7 protein-coding genes are annotated in these 16,504 nt (G+C 34.9%); 6 read left to right on the top strand and 1 reads right to left on the bottom strand.

All coding sequences use genetic code 11. The annotated features are described in order from the left end of the window. Positions 1 to 332 precede the first annotated feature (332 nt). Positions 333 to 7,199, top strand: coding sequence for an Ig-like domain-containing protein (locus tag QZN33_RS09525; protein ID WP_296791597.1), 6,867 nt, complete (start codon positions 333 to 335; stop codon positions 7,197 to 7,199). 267 nt (positions 7,200 to 7,466) lie between these two features. On the opposite strand, the gene QZN33_RS09520 is transcribed toward QZN33_RS09525, so the two are convergent. Next, complete coding sequence (locus QZN33_RS09520) at positions 7,467 to 7,859, bottom strand: LPXTG cell wall anchor domain-containing protein (protein WP_296791594.1); 393 nt, start codon at positions 7,857 to 7,859, stop codon at positions 7,467 to 7,469. Between the two features lie 271 nt (positions 7,860 to 8,130). Between QZN33_RS09520 and QZN33_RS09515 the strand changes: the two genes are divergently transcribed. The 5 genes from QZN33_RS09515 (at position 8,131) to QZN33_RS09495 (ending at position 16,362) form a co-directional block, all read left to right on the top strand. Then, on the top strand, positions 8,131 to 8,739 hold the full coding sequence (locus tag QZN33_RS09515) for an Ig-like domain-containing protein (protein WP_296791591.1): 609 nt from the start codon (positions 8,131 to 8,133) through the stop codon (positions 8,737 to 8,739). Between the two features lie 347 nt (positions 8,740 to 9,086). Continuing rightward, positions 9,087 to 10,319: a hypothetical protein gene (locus QZN33_RS09510; RefSeq protein ID WP_296791589.1), complete on the top strand. Its 1,233-nt coding sequence runs from the start codon at positions 9,087 to 9,089 to the stop codon at positions 10,317 to 10,319. A gap of 209 nt (positions 10,320 to 10,528) precedes the next feature. Next, entirely contained in the window at positions 10,529 to 13,555 is a 3,027-nt protein-coding gene (locus QZN33_RS09505; RefSeq protein ID WP_296791586.1) for a type I restriction endonuclease subunit R, read from the top strand. An 8-nt stretch (positions 13,556 to 13,563) separates the two neighbouring features. Next, a complete protein-coding gene (locus tag QZN33_RS09500) occupies positions 13,564 to 15,066 on the top strand; it encodes a class I SAM-dependent DNA methyltransferase (RefSeq protein WP_296791583.1) in 1,503 nt (500 codons plus the stop codon). A 39-nt stretch (positions 15,067 to 15,105) separates the two neighbouring features. Next, positions 15,106 to 16,362: a restriction endonuclease subunit S gene (locus QZN33_RS09495; protein ID WP_296791580.1), complete on the top strand. Its 1,257-nt coding sequence runs from the start codon at positions 15,106 to 15,108 to the stop codon at positions 16,360 to 16,362. Positions 16,363 to 16,504: the final 142 nt, after the last annotated feature.

Genomic DNA, 16,504 nt, shown 5'->3' with positions numbered 1-16,504 from the left:
AGAATTTTAAACCCACAAAAACAATAAATAACCAACAAAAATCACAATCAAAATAAGTACACCCAACTTGCAATTCATCCACGACCTAAAAGAGGTCGTGGTATTCTTGCATTATTAAGGTAAAAATTATTTTTAATCTATACAGGCTTGAAAATCACTATTTTTTCTAAATGTATTTATGTATAATTTTACAAAAATAGATTCATAAAGTGTTTAATTATTGCAAATATTGATTCAATAATGTTTGCCCAATACATTTTTCATAATTAACATGTGTAAATTTAATCGCCAAAAGGCTTTATTTGAAGTTTTTACTTGATATGGGGAAAAATATGAAATATAAAAGATATTCATTGGTCGTATTATCACTATTTTTGATTCTTTTTTTATTCATAGCTTCAGCGAGCGCTGCAGGTGCAAATGAAACAGATGAATTGGCTGCTGATGATTCGACCAGTATGGTTATAAAAAAGCTTGCATCAGATTCAAGTTCAGTGTATAACAAATCTGATGACAGTAATGATTTTAGAAATGACGGGGACGATCTGTTGTCTGCCGACAGCAGTGAAAATAATGAAATTTATAAGCATGACGGGTCTTCTGAGGTGCTTAAAGCTGACAATACCTGGTATGTTGATGCAAATGCAGCTTCTGGGGGTGATGGAAGTCAAGAAAGTCCTTTCAACTCACTTAAAGCGGTATTGGCAGGAAGCAGTGCCGGTGATGTTATCAGGATTGCTCCTGGAACATACGCCGGTGAAAATAACACGGGCCTGACAATTGGTAAAATCTTAACTTTTGAAAAATACGGTGACGGGGAAGTGATTTTTGACGGTCAGGCAAATAATAACATCTGGACAGTTTCTGCCAGTTCCATAAATATCTATGGTTTGACATTTAAAAATGGAAAAGCAACAGGCAATGGCGGTGCAATTTATGTTAATATCGGTATTTCAAATTCAGTTATAAATGCTACATTTATTAATAATACAGCAAATGAAGGTGGTGCAGTCTATGTTTATGGTACGGTTTCTAATTCGATTTTAAATTCCACATTTATCGATAATTCTGCGGGTTCTAATGGTGGTGCAGTTTTCATTTTTGCAGGTGATAATGTTAATGTGTATGGTGAATTTAGAAATAATGTCGCTAAAGCTGATGGTGGGGCAGTCAATTTTAAAATAAAAACTATTAATTCCAATATAAATGCTACATTTATTGCTAATACTGCTGGTGATGATGGTGGTGCAGTTTCCTTTTCATATGATGCTGAAAATGTTTCTGTATATGGTGAGTTTAGGAATAATGTCGCTAAATATGGTGGCGCAACCTATTTTTATAATAAAATTACTAATTTAAATATAAATGCCTCATTTATTGATAATTCTGCATCTATTGCTAGTGATAGATCTGGAATTGGAGGTGCAGTCTATATTTCAAATGAAGTTTCTAATTTAACTATAAATTCCATATTTATTCATAACACTGCAAAGGACCGTGGTGGTGCAATCGGGGTAGGTACGGCTTCTAATTCTAATATAAATGCTAAATTCATTAACAACACTGCGGGTAATGGTGGAGCAAATTACTTTGGTACAGCAAATAATGTTAATATAACTGGGGAATTCATTAACAACAAAGCAACAAGATCCGGTAATACCAATGGAGGTAGTGCTAACTATTTCAATAAGGCAGTAACTAATGTTCACATATCAGGAAATTTCATCTCCAACACTATAAAAGGATCCTCTTTAACTCATAACGAGGCAACCAATTATTTCAAGGAGACAGCAACTAATGTTGATATTTCAGGAAAATTCATAAATAACACTGGACAGAGGCTGATTTACATTGCAAAGGTTACAAGCGGAGGCAATGTGATTCATGACTCAATATTTTTAAATAATCAGGTTTCTACAGTCATAAATAGTATTGGTGGAGTTACTGCCCGCAATAACTGGTTTGGAAACAATGCTTCAAATTATGATAAAACACCTTCAAATGTTGGAATCAATTTAGCCAGCTGGCTATTTTTAAACGCAACAGCTAATCCTGGCGAAATTATCTTGGATGAAAACTCAACAATTACCTTTAAATTGCAGTCTTATGACGGAAGCAATGTCGGAGATTACGGCGCATCAAAAATGAACATCACTCTGGATTTATCCCAGACACTTGGACAATTGGATAAAAATGCATCTTCAATAGGTGAAGAGATAACATATACTGTCAAAAAAGATGGTAATGCAGGAGTAACCGCTAAATATGAAACAGCATCATATACTATCAGTTTAACAAATTTAAAAATACCTGCTACAATTGATGTTGCTAATTCAACTGTAGATTTGAAAGTAAATAATGAAACTGACATAGGAGCTACTTTAACACCGGCTGATGCAGGTAATCTCACATACCTATCTTCCAATTCAAGTGTTGCTGTTGTTGAAAACGGGAAAATTAAAGCTTTGGCTGAAGGAAGCACCAATATTACTGTAAGCTATGAGGGCAATGACAGGTATGAGGCTTGCCAAACCAATATTGAAGTCACAGTCACATTAAATGATGCCAGTGTAAGCGTAAATAATGCTACTCTTGATTTGGTTGCCGGCAATACATCTGATATTGTTGCTGTAACCAATCCTTTAGGTTTAAACGTTACTTATGTGGAGGATAATTCTGGTGTCGTCAGTGTTGATGAAAAGGGTAAACTCACAGCTCTTAAAGGCGGTAATGCCACTGTTATAGTCAAAGTCGGTGGTGACGGAGTTTATGCCTTAAATTCTACTGAGGTTAAAGTAACTGTCAGCAAGGTTTCAACTGAAATCAGTGTTGAAAATTCAACTATTGATTTGAAAGTCAATGGGGAAATTGACTCTCTCGCCACTTTAACACCTGCAGATGCGGGAAATCTCACATATGCTTCTTCCAATTCAAGTGTTGTTCGTGTAGAAAACGGTAAAATTAAAGCTGTTGGTGAAGGTAGTGCTGTTATTACTGTAAGCTTTGCAGGTGATGAGAAATATGCAGCCAGTGAGAACAAAACTATTGAAGTTACAGTCACATTAAATGATGCTCAAGTAAGCGTAAATAACGCTACTTTGAATTTGGCTGTTGATGATACATTTGATATTGTTGCTGTAACTTCTCCTGAAGGTTTGAATGTAACATTCGTTGCTGATGATTCAGGTGTTGTCAGTGTTGATGAAAAAGGTAGGGTTACTGCTCTTAAAGGCGGAAACGCCACAATAACTGTCATCGTTGGAGGTGACGGAGTTTACGCTGTAAACACAACTGAGATAAAAGTAACTGTCAGCAAGACCTCAGCTGTCATTTCAGCACCTGACAGCGTTGATATTAATATTGGTGATAAGGTTAACCTTAATGCTACATTAAACTCCGGCAGTGTTGCTCAGATGAATTTCACATCCGGCAATGAAAGTATTGTTACTGTAAATGATATTGGTGAGCTTACAGCCGTCAGTATAGGCAGCGCAAATATTACTGTGAGTTTCGCCGGTGATGATAGATATTATGCTGCTGAAGATAAAATCATTACTGTAACTGTCAAAAAGATTCATCCGGTCATTTCCGCAGCTGACAGTGTTGCTTTGAAGATTAACGATACTGTTGAGCTTAATGCTACTTTAAACTATCCTGATGATGTCAGGCTGAATTTCACCTCCAGCAATGAGAATGTTGTCAGAGTAAATGATGCCGGAGAGATAACAGCAGTCGGTGCAGGCAGCGCTTATATTACTGTGAGTTTTGCCGGTAATGAGAAATATACTGCCGCTGAAAATAAAATCATTATTGTAACCGTCAGCAAGATTCCTACTACTATTGAAATTTTTGATAGCCATGTTGATATGTATATTGACGGTGAACATATGTCTGATGTTGCTTTGGTTCCTGGCGAGGCAGGCGAGCTGCATTATAAATCCAGTGATGATAATGTTGTTTATGTTGACCCTTCAGGGTTCCTTACGGCTTACGGTGTAGGTACTGCTCAGATTACTGTAAGTTTTCCGGGCAATGATATGTATGAGGCTTCTGAAGGTGTCTTTTCTGTAACTGTCAACAGACATGAAACTTCAATTGATGTTGTTGATAAACTGGATGTGAAAGTTGGTGATATGCTTAACCTTAATGCTACTTTGAGTCCCTCTGAAGCAGGTAAGCTGGATTATGCTTCCAGTAATGAAAGTGTTGTCATAGTAAACCGCAGTGGTGAAGTTACAGCTGTCGGTGCAGGCAGCACCATTATTACTGTGAGTTTCAAAGGTGATTATTACTATGCTGATGCAAGTAAAGATATTATTGTGACTGTGTCCAAAGTGGATACTTCAATTGATGTAGCTGATAAGGTTGAGATGACTGTCGGCGATGTAGTTAATCTTAATGCTACTTTAACTCCTGGGGGAGCCGGTGAGCTTAATTATTCTTCCAGTGATGAGAGTGTTGTTTGTGTAAATGAAATTGGAGAACTTACTGCTATGAGCGGAGGCAGTGCTATTGTTACTGTAAGATTTGCAGGTAATGACAAGTATGCTGCAGCTGAAAGCAAAAACATTCTTGTAACTGTCGGCAAGCTTCCTGCAGTCATTGACGTTGTCAGTAAACTTGAAATGAAGGTTGATGAAGTAATCAGGCTCAATGCCAGTTTAACTCCTGAGGGAGCCGGTGAGCTGGTTTATGTATCAAGTGATGAGAGTGTTGTTACTGTTAACAGTCTAGGTGAAGTTACAGGTATTACTGGCGGTGCTGCTATTGTTACTGTTAAATTCACAGGTAATGACGAATATTCTGCAGCTGAAAGCAAAAACGTTCTTGTAACAGTCGCTCTGGCCGATGCTTCCGTCAGTGCTGAGAATATTTCCATGACAGTTGATGAAAACGTCACTATTGCTGCAACAACTACTCCTGAAGGTTTGAATATTACTTATACAGCAGATGACTCCGGTGTTGTTAAAGTTGAAAACGGTGTTGTCACCGGTTTAAAAGAAGGTACTGCCAAAATCAATTTAACCGTTGGAGGAGACAACAGGTATCTTTTAAATTCAACAACAATTACCGTAACTGTCAGTAAAATCAACACTTCAATCAGCGTTGCTGATAAGCTTGATTTGATAGTTGATGGGGTAGCTGATCTTAATGCTAGTTTAACTCCTGCTGAGGCTGGTGAGCTGGAATATGTCTCAAGTGATGTAAGTGTTGTTAGTGTAAACAGTAATGGTGTGGTTACTGCTGTAGGTAACGGTACAGCCAATATTACTGTTAGATTTGCAGGTAATTACAAGTACGCTGCGGCTGAAAGTAAAAACGTTACTGTAACTGTCAGTAAAGTTAACACTTCTATCAGTGTTGTTGATAAGCTTGATTTGATAGTTGATGATGAGGTTAATCTTAATGCTACTTTAACTCCTGCTGAGGCTGGTGAGCTTGAGTATCTCTCCAGTGATGTGAGTGTTGTTAGTGTTAACTCTCTTGGTGAGGTTACTGCTGTGGGTAACGGTACAGCCAATATTACTGTAAGATTTATCGGTAATTACAAGTACGCTGCAGCGGAATGTAAAAACGTTACTGTAACTGTCAGAATTGCTACCAACATCACTGTTGAGGGGGATAATATTGAAATCAATGTTGGAAACAGCACTAAAATCGAAGCTAGTTTAACTCCTGCGGAAGCCGGTGAGCTTGATTATACTTCAAGTGACGTGAGTGTCGTTACCGTCAACGGCATTGGAGAGATTACTGCTGTCGGTGAAGGTAGGGCCAATATTACTGTAAGATTTATTCAAAATGGCCTATATGCTGCTTCAAGCATAAACATTACAGTAACTATCGCTTTAAATAACGCTTCTGTAAGTGCCGAAGACATTTCCATGATAATCGGTGATAATGCCACCATTAATGTAACCACCTCTCCTGAAGGTTTGAACGTTACTTATACTGTGGATGACTCCGGTGTTGTATCTCTGGAAAACGGTGTTCTCACAGCCCTTAGGGAAGGTACTGCCAAAATCAATTTGACTGTTGGAGGCGACGGCAAATACGTTTTAAATTCAACAGAAATTACCGTAACTGTAAGTAAAGTTGAAACATTCGTCAGTATTGAGAGTGATAACATTGAAATCAATGTCGGCGACAGTGCTGAGATTAAAGCTAGTTTAACTCCATCTGAAGCCGGTGAGCTTGAATATACCTCCAGTGACGTTAAAGTTGCTACTGTCGATTCTCTTGGTAAGGTTACTGCTGTCGGTGCAGGTACAGCCAATATTACCGTGAAATTTGCAGGCAATGAAAAGTATGCTTCTTCATGTAAAAATATTACAGTATCTGTCGGCAGAATTGCTTCAAAATTCGCAGATGTTGTCGTTGTCGCAAATAAGGTTACACTGGTTTTAAGTGATGCTTTTGGAAATCCTATTTCTGGTGCAAACATTTCATACACCATAAATGGTATTTCTGCTTCCGCTGTCAGTGACGCTAACGGTTCATTTGAAATTATATCACAAGGCGGTGCTGTAATAGTCGTTGAATATCTGGGAAGTGATATTTATGCTCCTTCAAACATTACAATCACAATGACTCCTCAAAGACTGTCAACCGTTATTGTAGGAGAGGACTTCACACAGTATGCATGTGACTATTATGTCGGTGAGAGAGGTAACAATTTCACTGTACAGCTCAGGGATGCTAACGGAAGGCCAATAGCAGATAAAACAGTTTATATCGGATATAACGGTGTAACTTTAATCAGAACAACTGATGCAAATGGTTATGCAAATGTTCAGATTAACCTCAAAAACTCAGGTTTATACACATTTGTAGTGGTATTTATGGATGATGAGGAATACGATGCTTCCATGAAAGTGTTTAAAGTAACAATAAACAAGAAGCCAACCTCAATATCTGCCGGCGCAAAGACTTTCAAGGCCAGCGCAAAAACCAAAAAATACACAGTTACTTTAAAAACAATCCCTGGATCATCTGCTGACGGTAAAACTTACCTTGCATCAGGCAAAAAAGTTTCCCTGAAAATCAACGGTAAAACATATACTGCAAAAACAAATGCTAAAGGTCAGGCTACTTTCAGCCTTAAAATAACCAAAAGAGGTATTTTCAATGCAGTAGTCAGCTATGCCGGTGACAATACATACAATCCGTCATCCAGTAAAGTTAAAATAACAATCAAATAGAAGAAATCATATATTTCTTCTAACCTTTTTTCTTTAAGTTTGCTTTGATTATTATAATGGTATGGGGCTTTTTTTTAATTTATTTAAACGAATTTTACTTTAACGTTAACATTTCGGTTTTTAGAAGATGATTTCTTGTGGGATATGTGTATATCACAGGCTAAAAACGGATCTGGTTTTAAAAAAAGCGGATGTTAAAGTAAAAATGGATGGTGTTAAAGCATGATTTCTCATGCTTTAAAAAAATGAATAAAAAAATATTTTAATTTATTTTTTTCTTCTTAAAACGCCTGCTCCTCCAAGAACTGCTCCGACAGCGAGCAATACTAAAATCGGATTACCGGTTGCAGGCAGTGTCTGAGTCTGAGTCGCATTGGTTGTGTTTGTCGCAGTTGCGTTTTCACCGGCAGCGTGTCCGGTTGCGTTCATTTCACTGTGGGCATAATCCGGCGGAAGAATCATTGAATCATGTATTGCTTCAGCGTCAAGATCTGAGGAGTTGTCAGTTGCATTGTTTGTTTCATGTATTTCAGTTGGGTATTCGTTGTACATGTCGTCTGTGTATGTTGAGTTTGTCTCATTAGCTGCGCTTACTGTACAAGCAGAAGCGATCAGGCAGAAGATTGCGAGTATTGCAAAAATTTTGTTTTTGAGTTTCATTATATCACCTTGCGTAGTGAAGTGTTTTTAACACCTCTTTGCACAATTAATTCTTTGAACAAGGTCATATATAAAGTTTTTCGAATGCAAGTACTCACTTACATCTTAAAAAGTAAAATAATTTGATTATAATTCTTATTTTATTAAATGAATTGATTTAAATTTTCAAAATGCAATTTGGCATATGAAATGTCAGTGCTGATTTAGGTAAATGGGTTTTTAACAGCCATTAAACACAAATTATATAGCATTTACAGTATATAGGATTATTATGGAAAAAAATAAGATTATTATTGCTATTCTGATTATTGTGGTAGTTATTCTTGCTGCGGCAATGCTTGTGATGTCAATGCCGTTAATGAATGCTCAAAATGATTCAAAAATAGCTATTACAAGCAACAAGACTTTGTATGAAGGGGATAATCTCACGGTTAAGCTGACTGATTTAAACAATGCTGCAATAAGTGCAGGAGTTAAGATTACAGTAACTGATGACAGCGGCAATGTTGTATTGGAGGATTCCTTAAAAACAGATTCCGATGGTAATGCCAGCATGCCCTTGAATCTGGATGCGGGCAATTACACTGTAAATGCAACATTTTCAGGAAATGAGAATTTCACGGCTAACAGTACAACTCAAAAACTTGTAATTGAAAAAGAAGCTGTTCAGGAGACCGCTTCATCCCAGTCCAGCCAGTCTTCATCCTCATCATCAGGTGGCAGCGGACTTCATTATGATCCGGAAGTCAATGTTTATTATAATGATGAAGGAGTCATTGTTGATCCGGACGGACAGCACGGTCAGGGTGTTGGAAGCAGTTATGCCGATGTGCGTGATGCAAGAGACAGATGGGAACGTGGCGAACCGGTAATGGTATAATTTACCATTACTTTATTTACTTTTTTTTAGCTATTTGGTGATGCCTTGTTGCATTATTTTAATCGCATTTTACTTTAACGTTAACGTTTTGTATTTTTGAGTCTGATTTTTAGTGGGGGATATATATCCTCACATTGATTTAGGTCTGTTTTTTCAAATTTCAAATGTTAATGTTAACAGTTTATGTCTTTTTAACCACACTATTATATTATAGTCATGAGTAATTGTTTTGAAGAGATGGTGGTATGATTTACCATTACGTTTTTTTATTCAGATTAGTCCCTTTTTATTGATGATTTATATATTTTCAAATTAAATATGATAATATAGTTTAATTGGGTGATATTATGGATAAAAAGATAATATTTGCACTATCGATTTTTATCATGTTACTGTCAATTTCTGTTGTTTCAGCTAATGAAAATGCAACGGATGTTGGAATTAATAACGATGAGTTATTGTCAGATATCGAAGAGCCTTATAATTCAGAAATTATTGTTAAGGATTATAATTCTTATTATAACTCTATGAATCCGTTAACTGTTAAAGTTAAAACAAATACTGATGAAAAATCAAATATTCCGATTCAGATAAAAAACAATGCAGGTAAAATTGTATATAATGATTATACTGATGATGACGGGGTTTGTCTTTTCAATATTTATGAAACTGCTGGAAAGTACAAATTTACTGTTGATTTGGGCAAGTCCGCCTCTTATAAGGCCAAATCAGTTGTAATAAATCTAAATATCAAAAAGGCACCTGTAAAATTGACTGCAAATAAGGTAATTTCAGATACAAAATCATATACTACATTAAAAGCTGCTGTTAAAGATAATGATGGATGCACAATTGATGAAGGTACAGTTAAATTCACAATAAATGGCAAATCATACAAAGTTAAAGTGGATAGCGGTGTTGCATACAAGAAAATCAAGTTAACTAAAGATAAAACATATATGTATAAGGCCGTATTTTCTTCAAAAAATTATAATTCAAAATCAGTATCTTCTAAAGCTGTTGTTAAGAAAGCTAAAAGTTATTATATTTTTAAAGCAGGTAAATACTCATGTAAACTATCTTATAGCCAATATAAAAAGTTAATTAATGCAAAATTGAATGGTAAGGATTCAACTGTGAAAATTAAAATAGGAAGCTATCCGTATAAGGCACCAAATTATAAAACTGTTAAAGTTAAAAAAACAAAATGGGTTTACAAAAAGGTTCTTTCATATAAGGTAGTTTCAAACTATGACTGGTCAGATACAACTCATTATGATTATTCATTAAATAAATATTATAATCAGGGTTGGGAATGGTATGGATCCAAAACCGTTGAATCTGATGATGGTAGAGTTCTAAAGACTTATGCAAAATTGAAAAAGAAAGTAACTTATACTGAAACCAAGAAGGTAAAATCCGGATTTAAAATAGCTTACAGTCCAATTTATTTCTATGTGGAAACTTTAGCTCATGATGGTCTAATCCCTAAAGGTGATTATCTGAGGGTATGGACTTTAGCTGATTATGATATGGGTAAATATTTAGCTAGTAAAAAGGTTAATCTAAATAATTATTAATCTATTTTACTATTTTTTTATTTTTAAGTGTTTTTCACTTTTATTTATTATGGGATATATGTCCTCATCTAATTTTTAGCTTATTTTTAAAATTTTCAACCGTTAATGTTATTCTCTTCTAATCAGGTATTTTTAATAAATTTAATATATAATTGTGATAAAACTATTATTAAAGCAATCTTGTAGCCAGTTTGTTAAATTGTTTGGAGTTGATTAAAATTTCAATCTATAATGAAGAAGCATATGAAAAATCCATAATGGAGCTGTTCCAATCATTGGGTTACAGTAATTATTATGGTCCTGACATAGATAGAGAACACAAAAATCCTCTTTTTGTTCATGATCTGGATAATTTATACAGTATCAACAAATCCTTAGATCGTGAAGCTGTGGATAAAGCTATTGAAAACATCCAGGATTTGGGTATTGGGTCACTGGAAGAGATTAACAACAAGTTTATGGGATATCTTCAAAATGGTATTAACGTAAGCTATTGGCGTGACGGAAAAGAGGAGTCCACTCACGTTAAACTGATTGATTATGACAATATCGACTCAAATTTGTTTACGGTTATCAATCAGTGGACTGTTGTTGATAAGGAAACCAAAATACCTGATGTTGTTGTGTTTGTAAACGGTTTGCCGTTGGTTGTTTGTGAGCTGAAATCTCCTTCAAGAGATGATACTGATACTTCTGAAGCATATACTCAGCTTAAAAAATATATGCAGGTTATTCCTGTTCTATTTAATTACAATGCCTTTTGTGTTATGAGTGATTTGTCAATATCAAAGGCAGGAACAATCACTGCAAATGAAGACAGATTCATGGAATGGAAAACAACTGATGGAAGTTATGAGTCAACACAATGGGCTGATTTTACAACATTTTTTGAAGGAATATTTGAGAAAAACAGATTCTTGGATATCTTAAAGAATTTTATAACATTTTCCAACGATTCAGCTAATAAAGTAAAGATTTTAGGGGCGTATCACCAATACTTTGCGGTAAACAAGGCTGTTGAGTCTACCGTTAAAGCTATTGAAAGTGACCACAAGGCGGGAGTATTTTGGCACACTCAGGGTAGTGGAAAAAGCCTGTCAATGGTATTTTATGTAAACAAGCTCCAGCAAAGACTTGAAAGTCCAACTTTTGTTGTAATAACGGATAGGAACGATTTGGATGATCAGTTATTTGCACAATTTACAAAATGCGGTGACTTTTTAAGACAAACTCCAAAACAGGCCACAAGCATGAAAAATCTAAAGGATTTGCTTAAGGACAGGCAGGCTAATGGAATATTTTTCACAACAATGCAGAAATTCGATGATTATGATGAATCTCTAACAGATAGGGATGATGTTATTGTAATATCCGATGAAGCGCACCGCAGCCAGTATGGTCTTGAAGAGACAGTAAATCCAGAAACAGGTGAAATCAAGATTGGTGCTGCAAGAAGAATACGTAATGCACTTCCAAATGCAACTTATATTGGATTTACAGGAACGCCAATTTCAAGGTCAGATAAAAGCACACGTGAAGTTTTCGGAAACTACATTGACATTTACGACATGACACAGTCAGTAGAAGACGGTGCAACAGTACCTATAAGCTATGAAAGCCGTATTGCTGAGATAAAACTTGATGAGACAATTTTGCAAAAAATCGATGATAAATACTGGGAGTTAAGACAGCAGGCTGAAGAATACAATATCGAGAGAAGCAAACGTGAGCTAAGTAAAATGGAATCATTGCTTGGCGCACCGGAAATCATTGATGATATTTGTACAGACATTGTGCATCATTATGAAGACAACAGGGCTATAGAATTGACAGGTAAAGCAATGATTGTAGCATATTCTAGGTCAATTGCCATTAAAATGTATGAAAAAATACTGGAACTCAGACCAGATTGGGATGAAAAGGTAAAAGTGGTCATGAGCGGTTCCAATAAGGATCCTGAAGAATGGCATGAAATCATTGGGGATAAATCCTATAAAAAGGAACTTGAAAAGAAATTCAAGGATGATGAAGACCCTATGAAAATAGCTATTGTAGTTGACATGTGGCTTACAGGATTTGACGTGCCTTCACTTGCAACAATGTATGTCTACAAACCTATGAAAGGACACAATTTAATGCAGGCAATTGCTCGTGTAAACCGGGTATTTAAGGATAAAAAAGGTGGACTCATTGTTGATTATATCGGAATTGCATCAGAGCTTAAAAAAGCAATGAGTGAATATACAGAAAGGGACAATAAAAATTACGGAGATATGGACGTTGACAATATAGCATATCCGAAATTTCAGGAAAAGCTTGAAGTCTGTCGTGATAGATTCCATGGATTTGATTACTCCAAATTCTTCGGTGACAGTAATCTGGAAAGATCAAAAGTCATCACTGGTGGTGTAAACTTCATGGAAGATTTATCTCACAAAGATAATAAGGATTCGTTTTTAAAAGAAGCATTGCTTTTAAAGAAATGGCTGTCACTCTGCAGAAGCAGAGCTAAGGAAAAAGAAAGATTTGAAGCCGCATTTTTTGAAGCGGTAAGGACAGTGCTTGTTAAAGTTTCTTCAAAAGAAAAATTATCTTTATCTGAAATCAACAAACAGATTACAGAACTGCTCAACCAGTCAATAAAAAGCACTGGAGTAATTAATGTCATCAACGTCAGTGATGAAGTTTCTCTTTTTGATCCTGAATTTTTAGATAAAGTGAGGGCAATGGAGTCATCAAACATGACAATTTCTCTTTTAGAAAAACTGCTCAATGACCAGGTAAAAGGATATAAAAGAACCAATATCGTAAAATCAGAGGAATTTTCAGACTTGCTGAAACAGACTATGAACAGTTACATTAACGGCCACATTACAAACGATGAGGTTATAGAAGAGTTAATCAAAATTGCGAAATTACTGCGTGATGCTCACTTGGAAGGAGAAAAATTAGGCCTTAGTGAAGAGGAACTGGCATTTTACAATGCGATTGCTCTTCCTCAGAATATCCACGACTTCTACGATGATGAAACTTTAATTAAAATTACGCAGGAGCTTACAGATTCGTTAAGAAGAAACAGAACAATAGACTGGCAGAAAAAAGAATCAGCAAGAGCAAACATGAGAAGAACTGTAAAAAGACTGCTTAAAAAATATGATTATCCTCCAAAAGAAATGGCGGGAGCACTTGAAAAAGTTATCGCACAATGCGAATTATGGGTAGATGAATCAGCATAGGTGATTTAATGGCAAAAGAAAATACGTCAGAAATAGGTTTTGAAAAGCAAATATGGGACGCAGCTGATGAACTGAGAGGTTCAATGGATGCGGCAGAATACAAACATGTAGTACTGGGATTAATCTTTTTAAAATATCTCTCAGATAAATTTGAAGAAAGATATCAGGAACTGGTAGATGAAGGTGCAGGATTTGAAGAAGATATTGATGAATACACATCAGAAAACATATTTTTTGTTCCTCCTGAAGCTCGTTGGGATAAAATTGCTGAGAAGGCAAACACTGCAGAAAATGGTGTGACAATTGATAATGCAATGAAAGCCATTGAAGATAAAAACAAATCCCTTAAGGGGATTCTACCTAAAAACTTCTCACGGCCGGAACTTGATAAAAAGAAACTTGGTGCAGTAATTGATATCTTTACAAATGTCCAGATGTCTGATAAAGGGGATAAAAAAGATATTCTTGGACGTACTTATGAATACTGCTTAAGTATGTTTGCAGAAACTGAAGGTAAAAAGGCAGGTGAGTTCTATACTCCTGCATGTGTTGTAAAAACACTTGTTTCAGTTTTAAAACCTTATGATGGGCGTGTATACGACCCGTGCTGCGGTTCAGGGGGAATGTTTGTCCAGTCCAAGCATTTCATAGAAAACCACAGCGGTAACATAAAAAAAATATCAATTTATGGTCAGGAATCAAACCCTACCACATGGAAAATGGCTAAAATGAACTTAGCTATTCGTGGACTTGAAGCAGACCTTGGAGAACATCAGGAAGATACTTTTATGAATGACTTGCATCCGACATTAAAGGCTGATTTTGTAATGGCAAATCCTCCGTTCAACCTTAAAAAATGGGGTCAGGAACAGCTGCAGGATGATGTGAGGTGGAAATATGGTATTCCTCCAAAAGGAAATGCAAACTTCGCATGGATGCAGCATATGATACATCATTTATCACCAAAAGGAAAAATAGGGCTTGTATTGGCTAACGGGTCACTGTCTTCCACCACTTCTGGTGAGGGGAAAATAAGACAAGCTATTGTTGAAGATGATTTGGTGGAATGTATTGTAGCATTGCCAACACAACTGTTCTATACTACTGGAATACCAGTTTGTCTGTGGTTTTTAAATCGTGACAAGAAACAGAAAGGTAAAACTCTCTTTATCGATGCACGTGAAATGGGAACAATGGTTTCAAGAAAACTTCGTGAGCTGACTGATGAGGATATTGATTTAATTGCTGATACTTTCACTAAATTTGAAGAAGGAACACTTGAAGACGAAAAAGGATTCTGTAAAGTAAGTGATTTGGATGAAATTAAAAAACATGACTTCATATTGACTCCTGGACGTTATGTAGGATTTAAACCTGAAGAAGATGATGGGATTCCATTTGAAGAGAAGATGAAAACATTGACTAGTGAACTTGATGGATTATTTAAAGAATCTAATGAGCTTGAAGCTAAGATTCGTCAAAGTTTAAAGGAGATTGGTTTCGAATTCTAGATTTGAATTTAGAATTTTTTTTAAAAAGGAGTGGTAAATTTGAGTTTAGAATGGAATGATGTTGTTCTTAAGGATGTTTTATCAGAGAAAGGATACATTAGAGGACCGTTTGGGTCTGCATTAAAAAGAGCTGAAATGAAATCTGAGGGTATTCCTGTTTATGAACAACAAAATGCAATATATGATAATAGAATTTTTAGGTATTTTATTGATGAAGAAAAATATCAATCATTAAAACGTTTTACAACTTATCCTGATGATTTAATTATTAGTTGTTCAGGTACGGTGGGTAAAGTTTCAATAATTAAACATGATGACCCAAAGGGAATTATTAGCCAAGCTTTATTAACTTTAAGAGTAAATAAGGATTTAATTCTTCCAGAATTTTTAAAGTATTTTTTTAGTTCTTATGAAGGTTATAATTCATTAGTTTCACGTTCTACTGGTTCTGTCCAAGTTAATATTTCAAAAAGAGCAGTAATTGAAGAAATACCTTTAAAATTACCTCCATTAGATGTTCAACAAAAAATAGTATATTATTTGAGTTTGATTGATAAAAAAATTGGAATCAATGAGAAAATAAATAAAAATTTACAAGAGTTAGCTAAATCAATTTATAGATATCATTTCATTGATTTTGAACCTTATTCCCAAGGCAATTTTATATCAACTACTCTTGGTGAAATACCTGAAAATTGGTCTGTTCAATTAATTGAAGAATTTGTAGATGATATGAAGAATGGAGGTACTCCAAAACGTGGAGAACCAGATTATTGGGATAATGGTACTATTCCATGGTTAAAAACTGGTGAAATTAACAATAATATTATAATTAAAAGTGAAGAACATATTACTGAATTAGGATTAAAAAATAGTTCAGCAAAATTATTGCCAATTAACAGTATTATTATGGCGTTATATGGAAAAGGAACTGCTGCACGTATTGGTTTGCTTAAACATGAAGCGACAACTAACCAAGCATGCTGTGCAATGATTTGTAATGATTTTAATAAGACTTTGTTTTTATATTTATTTTTATTATTTAATCAAAAAGAAATTGAAAACTTAGCTAGTGGATCAGTACAGCAGAATTTAAGTAAAGATATCATCGCTAATTTAGAATTAGTTGTGCCTCCAATTGAAATAATTGAAAAATTACCATTTAAAGAAATTTATGATAAAATATCTAATAATTATTTTGAAATTGAATATTTAACTAATTTAAGGGATACTTTACTTCCTAAATTAATGTCTGGTGAAATTGATGTCTCAAAGATAAATTGTGATTTAGAATAATGGTTGTTACTATTATTCTTTTTTTATATTTTTTATACAAAATAGCTATTTGTTCTTATTTTTTAATTTTAACATTAATTTGAGCGTTATTGATATTAATTATAACAATGTTATATAAATAATTTATAAGATTATCAGAAAA

This window comes from uncultured Methanobrevibacter sp. (assembly GCF_900314615.1).
GTDB lineage: Archaea > Methanobacteriota > Methanobacteria > Methanobacteriales > Methanobacteriaceae > Methanocatella.
Note: the sequence above shows the minus strand (reverse complement) of the source record. Positions and strands in the feature narration are given on the sequence as shown.

What these genes read in the sequence shown, in the direction of transcription:
- QZN33_RS09500 (WP_296791583.1), top strand. Translation starts at nt 13,564, where the DNA reads ATGGCAAAAGAAAATACGTCAGAAATAGGTTTTGAAAAGCAAATATGG.
- QZN33_RS09510 (WP_296791589.1), top strand. Translation starts at nt 9,087, where the DNA reads ATGGATAAAAAGATAATATTTGCACTATCGATTTTTATCATGTTACTG.
- QZN33_RS09515 (WP_296791591.1), top strand. Translation starts at nt 8,131, where the DNA reads ATGGAAAAAAATAAGATTATTATTGCTATTCTGATTATTGTGGTAGTT.
- QZN33_RS09525 (WP_296791597.1), top strand. Translation starts at nt 333, where the DNA reads ATGAAATATAAAAGATATTCATTGGTCGTATTATCACTATTTTTGATT.
- QZN33_RS09520 (WP_296791594.1), bottom strand. Translation starts at nt 7,859, where the DNA reads ATGAAACTCAAAAACAAAATTTTTGCAATACTCGCAATCTTCTGCCTG.